The 17,834-nt window shown below is 63.1% G+C and carries 20 protein-coding genes; 11 read left to right on the forward strand and 9 right to left on the reverse strand.

Translation table 11 applies throughout. The features are described 5' to 3' along the window. Positions 1–26: 26 nt before the first annotated feature. The 4 genes from NKH50_RS19455 to NKH50_RS19470 all read right to left on the reverse strand — a co-directional run bounded on the left by NKH50_RS19455 (position 27) and on the right by NKH50_RS19470 (position 3,591). Positions 27–800 (reverse strand): amino acid ABC transporter ATP-binding protein, encoded by a 774-nt coding sequence (locus NKH50_RS19455; RefSeq protein ID WP_352701716.1) that lies wholly within the window; start codon positions 798–800, stop codon positions 27–29. Then, a complete protein-coding gene (locus tag NKH50_RS19460) occupies positions 787–1,707 on the reverse strand; it encodes an amino acid ABC transporter permease (RefSeq protein ID WP_352645401.1) in 921 nt (306 codons plus the stop codon). The genes NKH50_RS19455 and NKH50_RS19460 overlap by 14 nt, the downstream gene beginning before the upstream one ends. A gap of 8 nt (positions 1,708–1,715) precedes the next feature. Beyond that, positions 1,716–2,546 carry an ABC transporter substrate-binding protein gene (locus NKH50_RS19465; RefSeq protein ID WP_502895567.1) on the reverse strand — a complete coding sequence of 277 codons (831 nt, stop codon included), beginning with the start codon at positions 2,544–2,546 and terminating at the stop codon, positions 1,716–1,718. 70 nt (positions 2,547–2,616) lie between these two features. Continuing rightward, positions 2,617–3,591, reverse strand: a complete 975-nt coding sequence (locus tag NKH50_RS19470; protein WP_352880497.1) for a substrate-binding domain-containing protein — start codon at positions 3,589–3,591, stop codon at positions 2,617–2,619. A 158-nt stretch (positions 3,592–3,749) separates the two neighbouring features. Between NKH50_RS19470 and NKH50_RS19475 the strand changes: the two genes are divergently transcribed. Continuing rightward, positions 3,750–5,039 (forward strand): aminotransferase-like domain-containing protein, encoded by a 1,290-nt coding sequence (locus NKH50_RS19475; protein WP_502906882.1) that lies wholly within the window; start codon positions 3,750–3,752, stop codon positions 5,037–5,039. A gap of 26 nt (positions 5,040–5,065) precedes the next feature. Here the strand turns inward: NKH50_RS19475 and NKH50_RS19480 are convergent, their stop codons facing one another. After that, complete coding sequence (locus NKH50_RS19480; protein ID WP_352880501.1) at positions 5,066–6,424, reverse strand: trimethylamine monooxygenase; 1,359 nt, start codon at positions 6,422–6,424, stop codon at positions 5,066–5,068. Between the two features lie 249 nt (positions 6,425–6,673). Between NKH50_RS19480 and NKH50_RS19485 the strand changes: the two genes are divergently transcribed. Beyond that, positions 6,674–7,387: a helix-turn-helix domain-containing protein gene (locus NKH50_RS19485; RefSeq protein WP_352645392.1), complete on the forward strand. Its 714-nt coding sequence runs from the start codon at positions 6,674–6,676 to the stop codon at positions 7,385–7,387. A gap of 51 nt (positions 7,388–7,438) precedes the next feature. On the opposite strand, the gene NKH50_RS19490 is transcribed toward NKH50_RS19485, so the two are convergent. The 4 genes from NKH50_RS19490 to NKH50_RS19505 are packed head-to-tail and all read right to left on the reverse strand — an operon-like array spanning position 7,439 to position 11,195. After that, a complete protein-coding gene (locus NKH50_RS19490) occupies positions 7,439–8,479 on the reverse strand; it encodes a heme-dependent oxidative N-demethylase family protein (protein ID WP_352751099.1) in 1,041 nt (346 codons plus the stop codon). Positions 8,480–8,488: 9 nt separating this feature from the next. After that, the gene (locus NKH50_RS19495) at positions 8,489–9,454 is read right to left on the reverse strand and encodes a PDR/VanB family oxidoreductase (protein WP_352880503.1); all 966 of its coding nucleotides are present in this window, start codon (positions 9,452–9,454) and stop codon (positions 8,489–8,491) included. Continuing rightward, entirely contained in the window at positions 9,451–10,047 is a 597-nt protein-coding gene (locus NKH50_RS19500; protein WP_352701731.1) for a dimethylamine monooxygenase subunit DmmA family protein, read from the reverse strand. The genes NKH50_RS19495 and NKH50_RS19500 overlap by 4 nt, the downstream gene beginning before the upstream one ends. Positions 10,048–10,061: 14 nt before the next feature. Then, positions 10,062–11,195 carry an aminomethyl transferase family protein gene (locus NKH50_RS19505; protein ID WP_352688724.1) on the reverse strand — a complete coding sequence of 378 codons (1,134 nt, stop codon included), beginning with the start codon at positions 11,193–11,195 and terminating at the stop codon, positions 10,062–10,064. A 253-nt stretch (positions 11,196–11,448) separates the two neighbouring features. Here NKH50_RS19505 and NKH50_RS19510 point away from each other — a divergent pair, with 253 nt between their 5' ends. The 9 genes from NKH50_RS19510 to NKH50_RS19550 all read left to right on the forward strand — a co-directional run bounded on the left by NKH50_RS19510 (position 11,449) and on the right by NKH50_RS19550 (position 17,826). Then, positions 11,449–11,736, forward strand: coding sequence for a hypothetical protein (locus NKH50_RS19510; RefSeq protein WP_023716771.1), 288 nt, complete (start codon positions 11,449–11,451; stop codon positions 11,734–11,736). An 11-nt stretch (positions 11,737–11,747) separates the two neighbouring features. Further along, the gene (locus NKH50_RS19515; protein WP_023673992.1) at positions 11,748–12,125 is read left to right on the forward strand and encodes a hypothetical protein; all 378 of its coding nucleotides are present in this window, start codon (positions 11,748–11,750) and stop codon (positions 12,123–12,125) included. 16 nt (positions 12,126–12,141) lie between these two features. Continuing rightward, a complete protein-coding gene (locus NKH50_RS19520) occupies positions 12,142–12,303 on the forward strand; it encodes a hypothetical protein (protein WP_023673991.1) in 162 nt (53 codons plus the stop codon). A 15-nt stretch (positions 12,304–12,318) separates the two neighbouring features. After that, complete coding sequence (locus NKH50_RS19525) at positions 12,319–13,719, forward strand: APC family permease (RefSeq protein WP_292653875.1); 1,401 nt, start codon at positions 12,319–12,321, stop codon at positions 13,717–13,719. A 46-nt stretch (positions 13,720–13,765) separates the two neighbouring features. Further along, positions 13,766–14,446, forward strand: coding sequence for a hypothetical protein (locus tag NKH50_RS19530; protein ID WP_352880506.1), 681 nt, complete (start codon positions 13,766–13,768; stop codon positions 14,444–14,446). After that, positions 14,443–14,775, forward strand: a complete 333-nt coding sequence (locus tag NKH50_RS19535; protein WP_352880508.1) for a hypothetical protein — start codon at positions 14,443–14,445, stop codon at positions 14,773–14,775. Before NKH50_RS19530 ends, NKH50_RS19535 begins: the two co-directional genes overlap by 4 nt. 83 nt (positions 14,776–14,858) lie before the next feature. Beyond that, entirely contained in the window at positions 14,859–15,752 is an 894-nt protein-coding gene (locus NKH50_RS19540) for a class II glutamine amidotransferase (RefSeq protein ID WP_352880510.1), read from the forward strand. Between the two features lie 4 nt (positions 15,753–15,756). Then, a complete protein-coding gene (locus NKH50_RS19545; protein WP_352751110.1) occupies positions 15,757–16,491 on the forward strand; it encodes a GltB/FmdC/FwdC-like GXGXG domain-containing protein in 735 nt (244 codons plus the stop codon). A 6-nt stretch (positions 16,492–16,497) separates the two neighbouring features. Next, the gene (locus NKH50_RS19550; protein WP_352880512.1) at positions 16,498–17,826 is read left to right on the forward strand and encodes an FMN-binding glutamate synthase family protein; all 1,329 of its coding nucleotides are present in this window, start codon (positions 16,498–16,500) and stop codon (positions 17,824–17,826) included. Positions 17,827–17,834 lie beyond the last annotated feature (8 nt).

Raw genomic sequence — 17,834 nt, forward strand, 5'->3', positions numbered from 1 at the left:
AGCACGTAATCGTGCCGGCTTTGCTGTCAGATGAAACGGCTTAAAAAGGCCCGCGTGCGCGGGTGCCTGGGTTTGGCGAGAACCTCGTCCGGAGGCCCGGCCTCGATCACATTGCCGTCGTCCATGAACACCACCCGATCCGCCGCCTCGCGGGCAAAGCCGATCTCGTGCGTGACGACGATCATGGTCAAGCCCTGCCTGGCGAGATCGCGCATGGTCGCGAGCACCTCGCCGACCAGCTCCGGATCGAGCGCCGACGTCGGCTCGTCGAAGAGCATCAATTTCGGGCGGATGGCGAGCGCACGGGCGATGGCGACGCGCTGCTGCTGGCCGCCTGAAAGCTGGCGCGGATAGGCGTCGATCTTGTCGGCGAGACCGACGCGGGTCAGCAGTTCGCGGGCGTAGCCGATCGCCTCCTTGCGGTTCTCCCGGTGAACGCCGACCGGAGCCTCGATGACGTTCTGCAGGGTCGTCATGTGTGGATAGAGGTTGAACTGCTGGAACACCATGCCGATCTTGCGCCGCTGCGCCGCGATCGCCCGGTCGGAGAGTTTGTCGAGCCGGCCGTTGTGCAGCCGGTAGCCGATCTGCTCGCCGTCCACCTCAATCGACCCTTGGTCGATCGCCTCCAGATGATTGATGCATCGCAGGAAGGTTGATTTGCCGGAGCCGGACGGTCCGAGAATGACCACCACCTCGCCAGGCGCGACGTCCAGGTCGATGCCCTTCAGCACCTCGAGCGGGCCGAACGCCTTGTGAACGTTGCGTGCCCTGACCAGGGGCGTGTCATGCGCGCTCATTGGCGGCCTCCAGTGTGGCGGTCGCCGTCTTCTCACGCGCGCCGCGGTCGCCGCGGCTGTAGTGGCGTTCGATCGCGCCTTGCGCCACGTTAAGAATCGAGGTGATCAGCAGGTACCACAGCACTGCAACCATCAGCAGCGGAATGATTTCGAAGGTGCGGTTGTAGATCGACTGCACCGAGTAGAGCAGGTCGGCCATGGCGATGACGCTGACGAGCGACGTCGCCTTGATCATGCTGATCAGCTGATTGCCCGTCGGCGGCACGATCGATCGCATCGCCTGCGGGATGATGATGCGCCGCAAGGCCCGCGCGCGGGTCATGCCGAAGGCTTCAGCCGTTTCGGCCTGTCCCTTGTCCACCGACAGCAGCCCGCCACGAATGATCTCGGCCATGTAGGCGGCCTCGTTCAGCGCCAGACCAAGAACGGCGGCCGTCAAAGGCGTGATCAGGTCGTTAGTGTTCCAGCTGGCGAAGCCAATGGAAATGCGCGGAAACAGCGTCGAAAGGTTGTACCACAGGATCAATTGCACCAGCAGCGGCGTTCCCCGGAAGAACCAAATGAACAGGCCGGAGAGAAAGGATGCCAGCCTGTCGTTCGACATGCGCGCGATGGCGAGCAGCAGGCCGAGCACGATGCCCAGGATCATCGCCACGACCGTCAGGCCGAGTGTTACGGAAAGCCCCTGCATGACCGTCGGATCGAAGAAATACTGGGCGACCACCGGCCAGCCGAAATTCGGGTTGACCGCGACGATATAGGCGAAGCCGGCGGCAACGGCGACGGTGAATGCCCAGAGCGCCAGCCGGACGAGCGGGAATGGCCGGTGGGCTCGTTTGACGTCGCGCAGCGCGTCGTCGGGACGCCGCGGCAGCCCGGCCGCGTAGGCAGCGGTCGCGTCGGTCATGGCAGCCTCTACTGGCCCTGGTTGATGCCGGGCGCGTCGATCATGTTCTTCTCGAGGCCCCACTTCTTCATTACCGCGGCGTAGGTGCCGTTCTTCATCAGGATCTTGAAGGCATCGAGCAGCACGCCGCCCAGCGGCGAACCCTTCTTGACGACGGCGCCTTGGTAGATGTCCTTGAAGCCGTTGGCCTGGCCGACCCCGGCGAGTTCCAGCTGGCCCTTCGCCTGCTCGACGAAATAGGTCAGCGGCGCCTGCGAGGAGAAGAATGCATCGGAGCGCTTTGACCGGACGGCCAGTATCGAGCTTGGCTGGTCGGTGAAGGATTGCACCTCGACGGCCGGCTTGCCGCCCTCGGTGCATTTCTGCGCCTGCTGCTTGATGACCTTTTCGGCCGAGCCACCCGACATCACGGCAATGCGCTTGCCGCACGCGGTGTCGAGCGAGGTGATGCCTTGCGGGTTGCCCTTCTCGACGGCGAAGACGACGTATTCGCGCACCCAATCGATGAAGTCGTTGGATTTCTGGCGGTCGGGATAGTCGCCGACAGGCCCCATCGCGAACTGATAACGGCCGGCATTGATGCCGCTCAGCAAAGCCGGCAGGCCGGCGACCGAGGCATGATCGACCTCGACGCCGAGCAACTGGCCGATGGCGTCCGAAATGTCCTTGGTCGCCCCGGACAGTTCCGTGCCGGTGACGATCTCATAGGGCGGGAACGAGCCGTTGTTGACAGCCGTGATCTTTCCCGCCGTGCGGATCTCTTCCGGCAGCCGGGCGCGCAAGTCTTCGTTCACCGATTGCTTTTGGACGTCCTGGGCAAAGCTGGCCTGCGCCAGCATGGTGACGAGCGAGGCGAATATGAAGCTGATTGTCCTCATGGCATTCTCCTTCGTGTTCTTCGTTGCGTTGTCAGGCTGCGGTGGCCCGCGACCTGGCCTCGAAAGGAAACAAGGCTTCGGCGGAAATCGGTTCCGCCAGAATGCCCTGGGCATGGAGCTCGGTGACGAAATCCTCGATCATGCGCCGGTTGGCCGGCAGGCCGCTGGCGTTCCAGGAGGCAGGCAGGTCGCGCCCCGCATGAAGCAGCTCCTCGAGGATCCAGGGCGAGGTGTCGGCATATTTTCGGCGCTTTGCCGTCCAGACGCGCTGGCTTTCGTCGATCAGCCTGGCGAGTTCCTGCGGCAGCCAGGGATGTTCCCTGGCCATTGCAGCCTTGACGGCGACCAGATGCATGCCCGGCACATAACCGACGTCGGCGAAATAGGCGCGTTCGGCCGCGCGAAAATCGCGCAGCACTTGCCGGAAGCCGGAAGCCCGGCCGAAAAAGCCGTCCGGCATGAAGGGCGTGAAAACGGCGTCGAGCTCGCCTTGCGCCAGCAGCTCCATCATCGGGCGTTCGCCCGGTGCTGCTTCGATGCGCCCCGGCCTGCCGAATCCGTCGAGGCGGTCGGCGATCGGGTGCTCGGATGTCAACCGGCCGGCAAACCAATACGCATCCTCGATGCCGACGCCCTCCCGGCGAAGCGCCCCGCGCGTCCACGTGTTGCCGGAATCGCGCCAGCCGGTGACGCCGATACGTTTGCCGGCAAGGTCGGAAAGCTGCTCCAGCGGACTGTCCTCGACCGTGATGATACAGCGATGGCGAAAGCCGCGCATAATGAAACACGGTAGTCCAACCACCGTATCGACGCCCGACGCCATGGCCGACACATAACGGCTGAACGAGACCTCCGCCGCATCGTAGTTCGGATCGGTGCCGAGATCCGCGATCAGCGTGGCGACGCGGTCAACCTTCACCGACAGGCGGCTGGAGGCGACGTCACCCAGGACCAAGGGGGTGAGATAGTCCCAATCGCGGGTAGCTATAGTGATGGAAACGGCCATCGGCATGAACTTCAAAGCTATGTTTGACCGGCGATTGGTAAATGTTTATTTTCTGCCGATCAAATGTTATTATGTTATTGAACATTAGCTTTAAACGGTCGCCGATGCCGATGGATTTCGATGCAGGATGGTTCGCTGAACGCCTCGGCGACCGCACGATGCGCGGCATCGCGCGCGAGACCAGTGCGCTGATCAGAAGCGGCGCGCTGCCCGTCGGCGCAAAACTTCCGCCAGTGCGCGATCTGGCCTATGTGCTTGGCGTCAGCCCGGCGACGGTTTCGCAGGCGTGGAGCGAGTTGCGGCGCTACAAGATCATCGGCGGCCGCGGACGCAACGGCACCTGGATCATGGGCAACCGCTTTGCCGCCCGGCCCGAGCGCCACATGAGCGGCGGCAATTACGGACAGGATGTTCTGAACCTGGCGATCGCGGAGCCCGATGTGAGGCTCTTGCCGCCGCTCGACATCGCGCTGGCGCATGGTGCGCGCGCCGAAAAGCTCAACAGCTACGAGCGGGTGCGCATCCTGCCCGAGCTGGAGGCCGCAGTGCGCCCGTCATGGCCGTACGATCCCGGCGCGTTCCTGGCCACCAATGGCGGTTACAACGCGATCTACACCTTGCTGCATGCGCTGGTCCCGCCGGGAGGGCCGGTGGCCATCGAGAACCCGACGGCGCTTCGCCTGCTCGACATCCTCGAAGATCTCGACGTACCGATCATTCCGGTGGATTGCGACGGTGAGGGCCCCTTGCCGGACGCGCTCGCCAGCGCACTGCGGCAGCGGCCGGTCGCGTTCCTGTTCCAGCCGCGCGTCCATTCGGTGACCGGCGCCTGCATGTCGCCGGCGCGGCTGGAAGTCATCGGCGACCTGCTCGCCGGTACCGACGTGCTGATTGTCGAAGACGACGGCGTCGGCGATATTGCCTCGGCGCCGCGCATCTCGCTTGGCCGGCGTTTTCCCGATCGCGTCGTCCATATCCTGTCCTACTCCAAGACCCACGGTCCGGACCTGCGGCTCGCCGTCCTGTCCGGATCGGCGACGATCGTCGAGCAGATCCAATCCTACCGCAGCTTCAGCTCGGGATGGACCAGCCGCATCCTGCAGGCGGCCACCGCCTGGCTGCTGCAAGACCCGGCCACGGCCGCCCTGGTGGAGCGGGCGAAGCAGGTCTACCGCCGTCGCCGCGAACGGCTCGCCTGCGAACTGGCCAAACGCAATGTCGATATCGACGCCGGGCACGGTCTCAGCGTCCTCATTCCGGTTGCTTCGGAACCTTACGCGATGGTCACGCTGGCCGCCCACGGCATCGCGGTCCATGCCGGGGCGAAGTTTTCGACCGGAAAAACGAACGCCGTCCGCGTCGCGACCAGCATTCTGGACGAGGAGCACCTCGAGCACGTCGCAGATTCCCTGGCCCTTGCAGCCGACCCGGCGCGGGAAGTTGTCTGAGGCAAGGCAATCGTCGTTCGGACTGCCTACTCCGCCGCCACGCCCTTCACCTCGAGATAGCTCTCCATCGAATCGTCCATCGCCTGCAGCCACGGCGTATGGTGCAGCGGCGCCATCGTGCCGGTCATCAGCGAGCGGTAGGCATGGTCGCGGAAGCCCATAATGTCTTCCGCCTTGTGGTGCTCCCACTCCATGAAGGTCCGATTGACGGCCTCGACGTCGAAGCCCGGATAGTCGGTCTGCTCCATCAACTCCTTGGTGTAGTCGCCCTGGAACCAGATCATCTGCTCGGCGTCTTCAAGTGTTTCTTCACGTGCCCGCCACTTTTTGCCGTGCTCAGCCATTGCTTCGGCCGACGGCAGCTTGATGCGACCCATGATAACGTCGCGGGCGAACCAGGCCTGCGCGTCGAACATGTTGAAGGTGTAGAACTGGTCCTGCATGCCGATATAGAAAAGCTTCGGGTTCTTCTCCCAGACGACGCCCTCGTAGAGCCCGTCCGGCCACATGCGGTTGGCGGTCTTCAGCTTCAAATCCTCGGTGAGGAACGGGAAGGAATGGAGATAGCCGGTGCACAGGATGATGGCGTCGACGTCTTTGGTGCTGCCATCCTTGAAATGCGCGGTCTTGCCGACGACCTTCTGCAGCAGCGGCACTTCCTTCCAGTTCTCCGGCCATTTGAAGCCCATCGGCTTCGAGCGGTAGCTCGAGGTTATCGATTTGGCGCCGTATTTGTAGCATTGCGAGCCGATGTCCTCGGCCGAATAGGAGCGGCCGATGATCAAGATATCCTTGCCCTTGAATTCCATCGCGTCGCGGAAATCGTGGCTGTGCAGGATGCGACCATTGAAGGTCGAGAAGCCCTCGAAATAGGGCACATTGGGCACGGAAAAATGCCCCGAGGCGACGACGACATTGTCGAACTCTTCCGAATAGGTGACGTCGTTGGTGCGGTCATGCGCGGTGACGGTGAATTTTTTCGTCGTGTCGGAGAAGGTGACCATGCGCACCGGGCTGTTGAAGCGCACCCATTGGCGCACGCCGGATTTTTCGACGCGGCCCTTGATGTAGTCCCACAGCACGGCACGCGGCGGGTAGGAGCCGATCGGCCGGCCGAAATGCTGCTCGAACGTGTAGTCGGCGAATTCGAGGCATTCCTTCGGGCCGTTCGACCAGAGGTAACGGTACATCGAGCCATGCACCGGGTCGCCGTGCTCGTCGAGGCCGGTGCGCCAGGTGTAATTCCACAGGCCGCCCCAGTCGGACTGCTTTTCGAAGCAGACGATCTCGGGAATATCGGCGCCCTTGTCGGCGGCCGACTTGAAGGCCCGGAGCTGGGCCAGGCCGGACGGCCCGGCTCCGATGACTGCAACACGATGTTTCATGCGGGCCTCCCGATCTCATTTCTCTAACGAAACAAATTTCACTGACAGGACAGTAATTGCCCCTTCGATGCTGTCAACAGGGCTTGTCGCGAAACCGCGCTTCGCCGAGCTGGATTTCTAAACGACGTGGAAGCTCGGGCGAAATCCGGTCATTGCGCAATTCGGCTTGCCGTGAGAGTTGCGCTTCTGTATCGGCACCGAATATGTTCACCGTGAGTGAAATGAATCGGCAAGGTCCGGGGTGGCGAAATGGCGAAAAGAGCGTCCAATCTGAAGCAAGATGCCGGCGCCGCGGCGGGCAAAGCCAAACCCGCCGCGATCGAGCCGCGCAAGATACGCGTGCCGCTCACCCAGAACCCGCACGCCATTCGCGACACCCGCGAAAAAGTGCTTGAGGTCGCGATCGGCCGCGAGGTGCGAGCATTCCGCAAAAAGCTCGGCATCACAGTCGCCGATCTGGCTGCCGCCACCGACATTTCGCTCGGCATGCTGTCGAAGATCGAGAACGGCATTACCTCGCCATCGCTGACCACGTTGCAGGCGCTGTCGCGGGCGCTCGGCGTTCCGGTCACCGCCTTCTTCCGCCGTTTCGAGGAGGAGCGCAGCGCCGTCTTCGTCAAGGCCGGCGAAGGCCTCGACGTCGAACGCCGCGGCACGCGCGCCGGCCACCAGTACAATTTGCTCGGCCATATCGGCTCCAACACCAGCGGCGTCGTCGTCGAACCCTATCTGATCACGCTGACCGAGGATTCCGACGTGTTCCCGACCTTCCAGCATGAAGGCATGGAATTCCTCTATATGCTCGAAGGCGAAGTGGTTTACCGGCACGGCAGCAATCTCTACCCGATGAAGCCCGGCGACAGCCTGTTCTTCGACGCCGATGCGCCGCACGGACCGGAAGTGCTGAGCGTTCTGCCGATGCGCTATCTGTCGATCATCTGCTACCCGCAGAGCGCGGGGTGAGTTGGCCAATCTCCCCCCTCGTGGGGGAGATTAGCAGCTTCGCGGGCAGCTTTAATCCGGCCCAAAGCCTGGGCTTGTCGAGCTGCCATCATCCAATTTCGACAGCCATTCGACCAGCGTCGGCCGATAGCGCGTCAGGCCCTTGTAATTGGCGAGTTCGTCTGGCAGGTCGCGGATGACGCGGTGCAGGCGGCGTGCCCATTTCGGCTGCGTCACCAGTTCGTCCATCTTGATGAGGTAACAGCGGATCGGGAAGACGATCGCATTCGAGCGCGGCAGCCGCCAGAAACTCTGCAGTTCGACGCGCAGATGCACTTTTTCGCCAACGTTTTCCGGCGTCACCGTGGCGCGGTCCGGACCCCATTTGTGGTAATTTTCCGGGCTGGTGTCGAGGCGCGGATTGATGGTCATCGTCCAGTTCAGCCGGCGCGCCGGCTTACCCTGCTGTATGTTGGTGAGGAATTTCAGCGCCCGGACGAAGATCCCCTTCTCATGCGCCAGCGGCACCGGCGCGTGCCATTCGAAGAAGTTCATGCCGATGTCGAAATCGAGCGACCAGTCGGCCTGGGTGGTGACCATGCCGGCATCCATCCACAGATTGCCGTCGCGCTGGTCGAGAATGCAGAAATCGCCCTGGCTCTGGCGGGTGATATATTCCATCGGTCCATAGGGCAGCGTCGAGACGTCGCCGAAGGTGAAGCTGTCGTCGATGCCGAGCGGCCGGTTGATCCAGCGCCAGCGATCGCCGTCGCGGATCAGCGTGAAATGCTCGGGATAGCCCAGCGCCTGCTGCTCCATCAGGAGTTCGAGCAGATCCCAGCCGGCCAGCGTCATGTGCGGCAGCGACTGGCAGCGCAGCGGATCCTCGGCCAGCACCAAAGCGCGGTCCTGCATCTCGGCGACATAGTGCTCGTCGACGTCGATCAAATTCTCCAGCACGCTGCCCCTCGGCCCGACGACATGCGGCTCGATGTTGACCGCATACATGTAGCTGTCTTCATGGAACGGGAACGGGAACCGCCTGATGTGCTCGGGGCTGTTCCTGAAGGTGAAGTCGTCGCGGAACGTTTCCTTGCGAAAGGTGATGCCCAAGCTCGCCTCCTATCTTTCCAGCACCAGCGACCTGCCCTCGAAGCGCGAGACGCAAGGCATGATCTTGCAACCCGAACGGTGGTCTTCCTCGCTCAGCCAGTGGTCGTTGTGGATGAATTTGCCGTCATGCGAAATCACGTTGGTCTCGCATTGGCCGCAGACGCCGCCGCGGCACAGATAGGGCGGATCGACGCCGGCCGCCTCGATCGCCTCGAGCAGGCTCTGCTGCTCGTCGACGCGGATCGTCTTGCCGCTGAGCGCCAGTGTCACGTCGAACGGCGCGCCGGGCTGCGGTGCGGCGAAATGCTCGAAATGCACGGTCTCTGGCGGCCAGCCGAGGGCAGCGGCGCGTTCGCGCACCCAGCCGATCATGCCGGACGGCCCGCAGACATAGAGATGCGTGCCGAGCGGCTGCGACGACAACAGCCGGTCGAGATCGACGCGCTCGTCGCGGTCGTCGTGATAGAGCCTGACCCGGCGATCGTAGCGCTCTCTCAGCAGGTCCGCATAGGTGCCGAGCGAGGCGGTGCGGCAGGTGTAATGCAATTCGAAATTGCCGCCTTGCGCCGCCAGCTGCGCGGTCTGCGCCATAAACGGGGTGATGCCGATGCCACCGGCCAGCATCAGATGCTTCCTGGCCCGAAGATCGAGCGAGAACAGATTGACGGGGTAGCTCACCACCATCTCCCTGCCCGGCCTGACCTGCCTGTGCATGAACAGCGAGCCGCCGCGGCCGGCGTCGTCGCGGCGCACCGAGATGGTGTATTCGCGGGTGTCGAGCGGCGAGCCCATCAGCGAATAGGGATTGAGCCTGGTGCGTTCGCCATCGCGCATCTCGACGACGACATGGGCGCCGCCGGAAAAGGTCGGCAAAAGCTGGCCGTCGCGCCTGCGGAAATGAAAGCGCGTCACCAACTCGTTGATCGGGACGACATCGCTGACGACGACATCGAGTCTGGTGGTGCCGGTGCTCATCGAAAGACCTCCTCGATCGGAGGAATTTCGCTGCGGTCCTCGGCGTTGATGCAGACGCCCTGGAAGGCGGCGAGGCGCCGCGAATAGTGGTCGCGCACCAGAAGCAGCAGGCCGCAATGCGAACAGGTTGCCGGCTGCGTCGTGACGTTCTCGGTGATGCCCTTGCAATGGACGCACTGCATGCGGCGCGCCAGCGAGCCGCGATGCTCGGTCTGGATCGAGGTGTGGTCGATGCCGGCTTCGAGCGCCGCCTGCATGGCCTGGCCGATCAGCCCTTCGGTGCCGGCAAGGTAGAGCCTGAGGCCCATATGGGCGTTGGCCAGCGTCTGCTTCAGCCGCGGCAGGGCACTGGCGAAGGAATGGCCGAGGTAGAGCTGCGCCGGCTTCAGTGCTTCGAGCGCCTCGGCATATTTACCGTCGCGGCCGGGAATGAAGATGATGTGGGCGCCGCCGAAGAAATCCGCCGGTGCCTTGGCGGCCAGATCGGCAATCGCCAGCGCTCCCTCTGCGTCCGCTACGAAAAGATGGTGCTTGCCGGGCTGCGGAGACAGGATCCCATAGACCGGGCGGCTGATGATGCTTTTCGCTGCCATACCCGCAGTATGCCTCAGCCTTTCGCCGTGCGCTTGGTCTTCTTCGGATCGTCGAACGGAAGCGGCTCGGCGGTTGCGCTGATGGCGCCGCTCTTGTTGCGGATCTCGAGCCTGGTGCCCTGGACCGCGCAGTCGACGTCGAGCCGGGCGATGCCCATCGATTTCCTGGCCAGCGGCGAATACATGGCGCAGGTCACCACGCCGACCTTCTTGCCGTCGCGATAGACCGGTGCGCCCTCGTCGGCCGGCTCCCTGCCTTCGAGCAGCACGCCGAATATCTTGAAGCGCTCCTTGCCCTTCAGGCGGTAGTGCTCCTCGGCACCGCGAAAGCCCGTCTTGCCGGGGCTGACGGTGAAGTCGAGACCAAGCTCCCACAGCGTGTCGCCGGGCCCCTCATTCTCGAACGGATATTTCTGCGAATTATCGTAGGGGTAAAACAACAGGTAGCTCTCGACGCGCAGCATGTCGAGCGTGGTGAAGCGGCACGGGATGATGCCGGCGCTCTTGCCCTCATCGAGAATCCTGTCCCAGATCGTGCCGGCGTCCTGGCCACGGCAGAAGATCTCGTAGCCGCGCTCGCCGGTGTAGCCGGTGCGCGAGATCATCACCGGAAAGCCGAACAACTGCGTCTGCACGTGGTGGAAATAGTTGAGGTCGCGAATGCCGGGCACATGCTTTGCCAGATAATCCACGGCTAGCGGCCCCTGCAGCGAAAGGTCGTGCAGATTGTCGTCGAAGCGCAGCGACACGTCGCGACCGACGGAAGCGCGCTGCAGCTCTTCATGGCCGGTGCCCGAGCCATGCACGACCATCCAGGAATTCGGGCCGGTGCGGTAGAGGATGCAGTCGTCGGTGAACTTGCCGGCCTCGTTGAGCATGCAGGCATAGGCCGACTTGCCGGGATAGATCTTTTCGACGTCGCGCGTCGTCGCCAGGTCGATCAGGTGAGAGGCGTGCGGCCCGGTGATGTGGATCTTCTTCAAGCCGGACACGTCCATCAGGCCGGCCTTGGTGCGGATGGCGATATACTCTTCGTCGGCGTCCTTGTCGTAGGTCCAGGCGGTGCCCATGCCGCTCCAGTCCTCGAGCTTCGAGCCGAGCGCGCGATGGCGGTCCGCAAGCGCCGAAAATCTCCAGGATGCCGTCATCCGCTTGTCCTCCGTTTCGAAAAACGTTTGCTTTCCCCTGCTCCTGCACAGCGGCGGGAGCGTTGCCCGAATATTGATCGCAAACGCCGGGAGCCTGCAATACCCGCAAGCAAATAATTTCATTGTCAGGCAAAATTCGGCGGATCAAACAAACGGTTAACGTTGCGTAAAATCGTCTTGACAATTGCGGAATTCGGCTTGAATTTATGAAAAAAATTTCACTCTCTTGAAAGAGAGCGATGGAGGGGAACCGATGTCCGACATGCAGCAGCGCATTGAAGCCCTGTACCGTTCCGACCTTCGTGGATCGGTGCTCCTGATCGTCTGCCTATGGGCGACGATCCTTTTCGTCCTGTTCATGACATGGCCATACATCCCCGATGCCGGCATCAAGCTCGTCGTCGCGGTCGCCGCGGCCGCCGTGCTGATCTTCAACACGGCCGCCATCCTGGCGATGGTCAATCACTACAAGGAAGACAAGGACTTCATCTACGGCCTCGACATCAAGAATGCCGACGCCTACCGCAACCGCAAGTCCTGAGGGGGAGACGCATGGCCCGCTATACACCGCCCGAACAGAGCAAGGCCGGACAGGTTTTCGATATCGCCGTCGTCGTGGTCGCGATTTTCGTCGCGCTGTGGCTGCCGCTGAAACTAGGCCTGGCAGGGGCGGCAAAATCCATCGACGCGCTCGACGCCAAGACGTGGGAAGCGCTCGGCCAGAACCCGACCATGGCCTCGATCTGGGAAAAGCTCGGCTACACGCCGGAAACCGCGCACGACATCATCCAGAACCGGTTCCACTACATCATCGACTGGCCGACGCTGATCATCATGGCCGCGGTGCTGATTGGCTATTTCATCTTTCTGTTCCGCGCATCGGACCGCGAATACCGCGACGTCATCGACGAAAAGTTCGGCGACAAATAGATAGGGAAGCATCGTCATGTGGGTGGCACTCTCTTACGCATGCTGGGGCATCTCGATCGTGCTCGCGCTGTGGATGCTCTACGACTGGTTCAAGATCGATACGACCTATTCCGAAGAGATGCTGACCTCGTCCAGGGAAGGCGAACTTGAAGCCGTGTCCGAAAAACACCGGATCTGAGTGGGGGATTGAACGATGACGATCACGGCTGAACCAGCGGTGCAAGTGCAAGGCGACAGGGTTTCACTGCTCAGAGTGCTCGGCCCCGCCCATGTCTGGGCGCTCGGTGTCGGCATCGTTCTGGTCGGCGAATTCACCGGCTGGAATTTCGCGGCGGACAAGGGCGGCGCGCTGGCGGCGCTGATCGTCTGCTGGATCGTCGGACTGCTCTACACCTCGGTCGCGATGATCGATTCCGAAGTCACCTCGACGGTTGCCGCCGCCGGCGGCCAATATGCCCAGGCCAAGCACATTGTCGGGCCGCTGATGGCCTTCAACGTCGCGCTTTTCCTGGTCTTTGCCTATACCATGCTCGAAGTGTCGGACGCGATCCTGCTCGGCGACACCATTGTCGCCAAGGCCGGCGTCGAGGGCCTCAACCACAATTCCTTCATCGCCGCGACCATCGTCGTGCTGGCATGGCTGAACTATCGCGGCGTGCTGATGACGCTCAACGTAAACTTCGTCATCACCGCCATCGCCTATGTCTCGATCGTCATCCTGTTCTTCTCGGTCAGCCCGTGGACGCAAGGCGCCGTGCTGAAGCTGAACGAGTTGGTCACCCCCGGCAACGCCCTGCCCTATGGCTGGATCGGCGTCATCGCCGCCTTCCAGTTCGGCATCTGGTACTATCTCGGCATCGAGGGCACCACGCAGGCGGCCGAGGAAGTACGCTCGCCGGCGCGCTCGCTGCCTTACGGCACGATGGCCGGCATGATCACGCTTCTGATCGCGGCCGCCATGACCTGGTATGTCTGCGCCTCGCTGATGCCCTGGGAATATCTCGGCATCACCTATTATCCGCTGTGGGACGCAGGCAAACTGACCGGCAGTGCGCTGCTGGAGAACCTGTTGTTCATCGCGACGCTGCTTGCTGCACTTGCTTCCGCCAATGGCTGCATCAACGACGCCGCGCGCGCCTGGTTTTCGCTCGGCCGCGACCGCTATCTGCCGACCTGGTTCTCGGCGGTGCATCCGAAATACCGCACACCCTACCGCTCGATCCTGTTCCTGCTGCCGATCGCGCTCGCCTTCGCCTTCATCGCCGACCTCAACCAGGCGATCACCTTCTCGATCCTGTCGGGCGTGCTGCAGTACACCTTCATGAGCATCAACATCATCATGTTCAGGAAAAAGTGGCCGCTCGGCTCGATCCGCCGCGGCTACACCCATCCCTTCCATCCGCTGCCGGCGATCGTCTTGTTCTGCCTTTGCGTGGTCACCTTCTTTGCGATCTTCCTCGGCTTCGGCTCGCAGCTGATCGCCATGGTCGCCTTCTACTTCCTGATTTCGCTGTGGTTCCACTTCTACCGCTACAAATTCGTGCGCCGCGGTGCCCAGTTCACCATGCCGTGGCCGAAACCACAGGGGTACTGACGGCGCGCCCGGTCTGGGCAGGCATTTGCGTGACGAGGTGCGTTAGGTGATCTTAGCATTGCTCGCCGGGGCGGTTGCCCTGGCTCTCGTCCTCCACATAGCCTGGCTTGCGCGCGCCAACCGCGCCAAGGCTTCGACCGGGCTTGCCGCCGACGAAGCCGACGTCCGCGCCGTCATCCCCGACGCGGCCAACGTCTCGGACGGCACCACCGGCGTCGTCACCTTCGCCGGCTCGTGGAACGGCCGGCGGGTGCAGGTGCGGACCATCGTCGACACGCTGGCGATAAGGAAGCTGCCGGCGCGCTGGCTGAGCGTTTCGATCACCGAAAAGGTCGTGATACCAGGCACTTTCGACATGATGATGCGGCCGGGATCGCCGACGACTTTTTCCAATTTCGATCATCTCGTCCATACACTGCCGAAGGCCGCCGGATTTCCAGCCGAGGCGGTGCTGCGGAGCGACCGCAAGGGCGTGCGCTTCCCCGAAGCCGTCATAGCCGATCACCTCGATATCTTTGTCGAGGAGCGCGCCAAGGAACTGCTGATCACACCGAACGGCGTGCGCATCGTCTGGCTGCTGGCCGAGGCCGAGCGGGCGCGCTACGGCGTATTCCGGCAAGCCGAATTCGGCACGGTCAGGCTCGATCCGGGGCTGATCGAGAGGCTGCTGTCGTCGGCTTCGGCGCTGCGCGATGCCATCAATCAAAGCGAACGGCAGGCGGCATGACCAGCCAGATCACCACCTCCCCCGCACCACCGAGCCCCTATCTGGTTCTGGGCGCTGCGATCGTCTTGCCGGCGAGCGGGCATGTCGTGCTCGGCGTGCCGGTGCGCGGCCTGCAATTCCTGTTCTTCATTGTGGTCCTGGCCTGGGTCACCGCCAAGATCGCGCCGCCCGATGCCAGCTTCATCGGCCGCCATGCCGGCGGCGTCCTGATTTATGCCCTGTCGATCCTGGATGCCTACAAGATCGCCCGCATCCGCTATGCCAAATGGGTTCACAATGGCGGCCAGCGCAGCGATAGTGCGGCCGACGGCGCCTCAACCGATATATAACGACAGGAAAATTTTTTTCATACCAATTGAATTCCCGGGACTCATTCGATACATCTCGGAGGAACAAACTCGCGGAGCCTGACATGTGCGGAATCGTCGGACTGTTTTTGAAGGACAAGTCGCTCGAGCCCCAGCTTGGCGCGATGCTGTCGGAGATGCTGATCTCGCTCAGCGATCGCGGTCCCGACAGCGCCGGCATCGCCATCTATGGCGCGCCCTCCAGTGAAGCCAAGATCACCATCCAGTCGGCCAAGCCGGAGCGCGATTTCGGCGGCCTCGACGCCGAAATCGCCAAGGCAATCGGCGCGCCGGTGAGCATTGCTGCGAAGTCGACGCATGCCGTGGTCCGGACGATGCCTGCCAAGATCGACGAAGCGCGCGAGGCGATCCAGACGCTGCGCCCCGACATCCGCATCATGGGCGCCGGCGACGTCGTCGAGATCTACAAGGAAGTCGGCTTGCCGGAAGCAGTCGTCGGCCGTTTCGGCGTCCGCGAGATGACCGGCACGCACGGCATCGGCCATACCCGCATGGCGACCGAATCGGCGGTGACGACGATGGGCGCGCATCCGTTCTCGACCGGCGCCGACCAGTGCCTGGTGCATAATGGCTCGCTGTCCAACCACAACAATGTCCGCCGCGAACTGATCCGTGAAGGCATGACGTTCGAGACCGAGAACGACACCGAGGTCGCTGCCGCCTATCTCTCCTCGCAGATGGCGCATGGCAAGAACCTCGGCGAGGCGCTGGAAGGCACGCTGAGCGATCTCGACGGCTTTTTCACCTTCGTCGTCGGCACCAAGAACGGCTTCGGCGTGGTGCGCGACCCCATCGCCTGCAAACCCGCCGTGATGGCCGAAACCGACCAGTATGTCGCCTTCGGCTCGGAATATCGTGCGCTCACCAAACTGCCCGGCATAGACAATGCGAAAGTCTGGGAACCCGAGCCCGCAACTGTCTATTTCTGGGAGCATTGAGCTGATGCCGGCAATCAACCTCTCCAAGGCGGCGCGTGAGCCGGGCCAGGCATCGCGGGTCTTCGACCTGGCCGAAATGTCGCTGCGCGAGCTCAACCAGGCGCTGCACGATCTGGCGCCCGGTTCGAACGAGACCGCCTGGGAGGTGCTCCACCCGCGAGGCAGCCATTCGGTCGCCGTCGGCGTCGACCAGCCGGTCGCCATCGATGTGCGCGGCAGCGTCGGCTATTATTGCGGCGGCATGAACGACGGCGGCACCATCACCGTGCATGGCTCGGCCGGGCCCGGCGTCGGCGAAAACATGATGTCCGGCCAGATCGTCGTCAAAGGCGATGCCAGCCAGTATGCCGGCGCCACCGGCCGCGGCGGGCTGCTGGTCATCGAAGGCAACGCATCGTCGCGTTGCGGCATTTCGATGAAAGGCATCGACATCGTCGTCCATGGCAATATCGGCCACATGTCGGCCTTCATGGCGCAGTCCGGCAACCTCGTGGTGCTGGGCGACGCCGGCGATGCGCTCGGCGATTCCATCTACGAGGCGCGGCTTTTCGTGCGCGGCAAGGTCGAAAGCCTCGGCGCCGACTGCATCGCCAAGGAGATGCGGCCTGAGCATCTCGAATTGCTGCAAGGCTTACTCGACCGCGCCGGCGTGACCGGCGTCAAGGCGGCGGAGTTCAAGCGTTATGGCTCGGCTCGTACCCTCTACAATTTCAATATCGACAACGCCGACGCGTATTGAGGCTCAATGACCTATCGCAACCCGCCGACGACGCCGCGCAAATCCGCGACCTTCGACGACTACACGCTTTCCGAGATCCGCCGCGCCGCGGCGACCGGCATCTATGACATCCGCGGCGCCGGCGCCAAGCGCAAGCTGCCGCATTTCGACGACCTTCTGTTCCTCGGTGCTTCGATCTCGCGCTATCCGCTCGAAGGCTATCGCGAGCGCTGCGACACCAGCGTCGTGCTCGGCTCGCGCTACGCGAAAAAACCGATCGAATTGAAAATCCCGATCACCATTGCCGGCATGAGCTTCGGCTCGCTGTCCGGCCCGGCGAAGGAAGCGCTTGGCCGCGGCGCGACGCTGTCGGGCACCTCGACGACGACCGGCGACGGCGGCATGACCGAGGAAGAGCGCGGCCATTCGAAGACACTGGTCTACCAGTATCTGCCGTCGCGCTACGGCATGAACCCGCGCGATCTGCGCCGTGCCGACGCGATCGAGGTTGTCGTCGGCCAGGGCGCCAAGCCAGGCGGGGGCGGCATGCTGCTCGGCCAGAAGATCTCCGACCGCGTCGCCGAAATGCGCACGCTGCCGAAAGGCATCGACCAGCGCTCGGCCTCGCGCCACCCCGACTGGACAGGGCCGGACGATCTCGAGATCAAGATCCTGGAACTGCGCGAAATCACCGACTGGGAAAAGCCGATCTACGTCAAGGTCGGCGGCGCCCGGCCCTATTACGACACCGCGCTTGCGGTGAAGGCAGGCGCCGACGTCGTCGTCGTCGACGGCATGCAGGGCGGCACCGCGGCAACCCAGGAAGTGTTCATCGAGAACGTCGGCCAGCCGACGCTTGCCTGCATCAGGCCGGCGGTGCAGGCGCTGCAGGATCTCGGCATGCACCGCAAGGTGCAGCTGATCGTCTCGGGCGGCATACGCAACGGCGCCGACGTCGCCAAGGCGCTGGCGCTTGGCGTCGATGCGGTGTCGATCGGCACGGCAGCGCTTGTCGCGCTCGGTGACAATGATCCGCGCTGGGAGGCGGAATACAGCGAGATCGGCACCACCGCCGGCGCCTATGACGACTGGCATGAGGGACGCGACCCGGCCGGCATCACCACGCAGGATCCCGAGCTAATGAAACGGGTCGATCCGATTGCGGCCGGACGACGGCTGGCGAATTATCTTAAGGTGATGACACTTGAGGCTCAGACAATCGCCCGCGCCTGCGGCAAGAATAGCCTGCACAATCTCGAGCCCGAGGATCTTGTGGCCTTGACGATCGAAGCCGCAGCCATGGCTGGCGTGCCGCTGGCCGGCACCAACTGGATACCGGGCAAGAACGCCTTCTAAAACAAACC

This window comes from Mesorhizobium sp. M1027, assembly GCF_040318745.1.
In the GTDB taxonomy this organism is placed as follows: Bacteria; Pseudomonadota; Alphaproteobacteria; order Rhizobiales; family Rhizobiaceae; genus Mesorhizobium.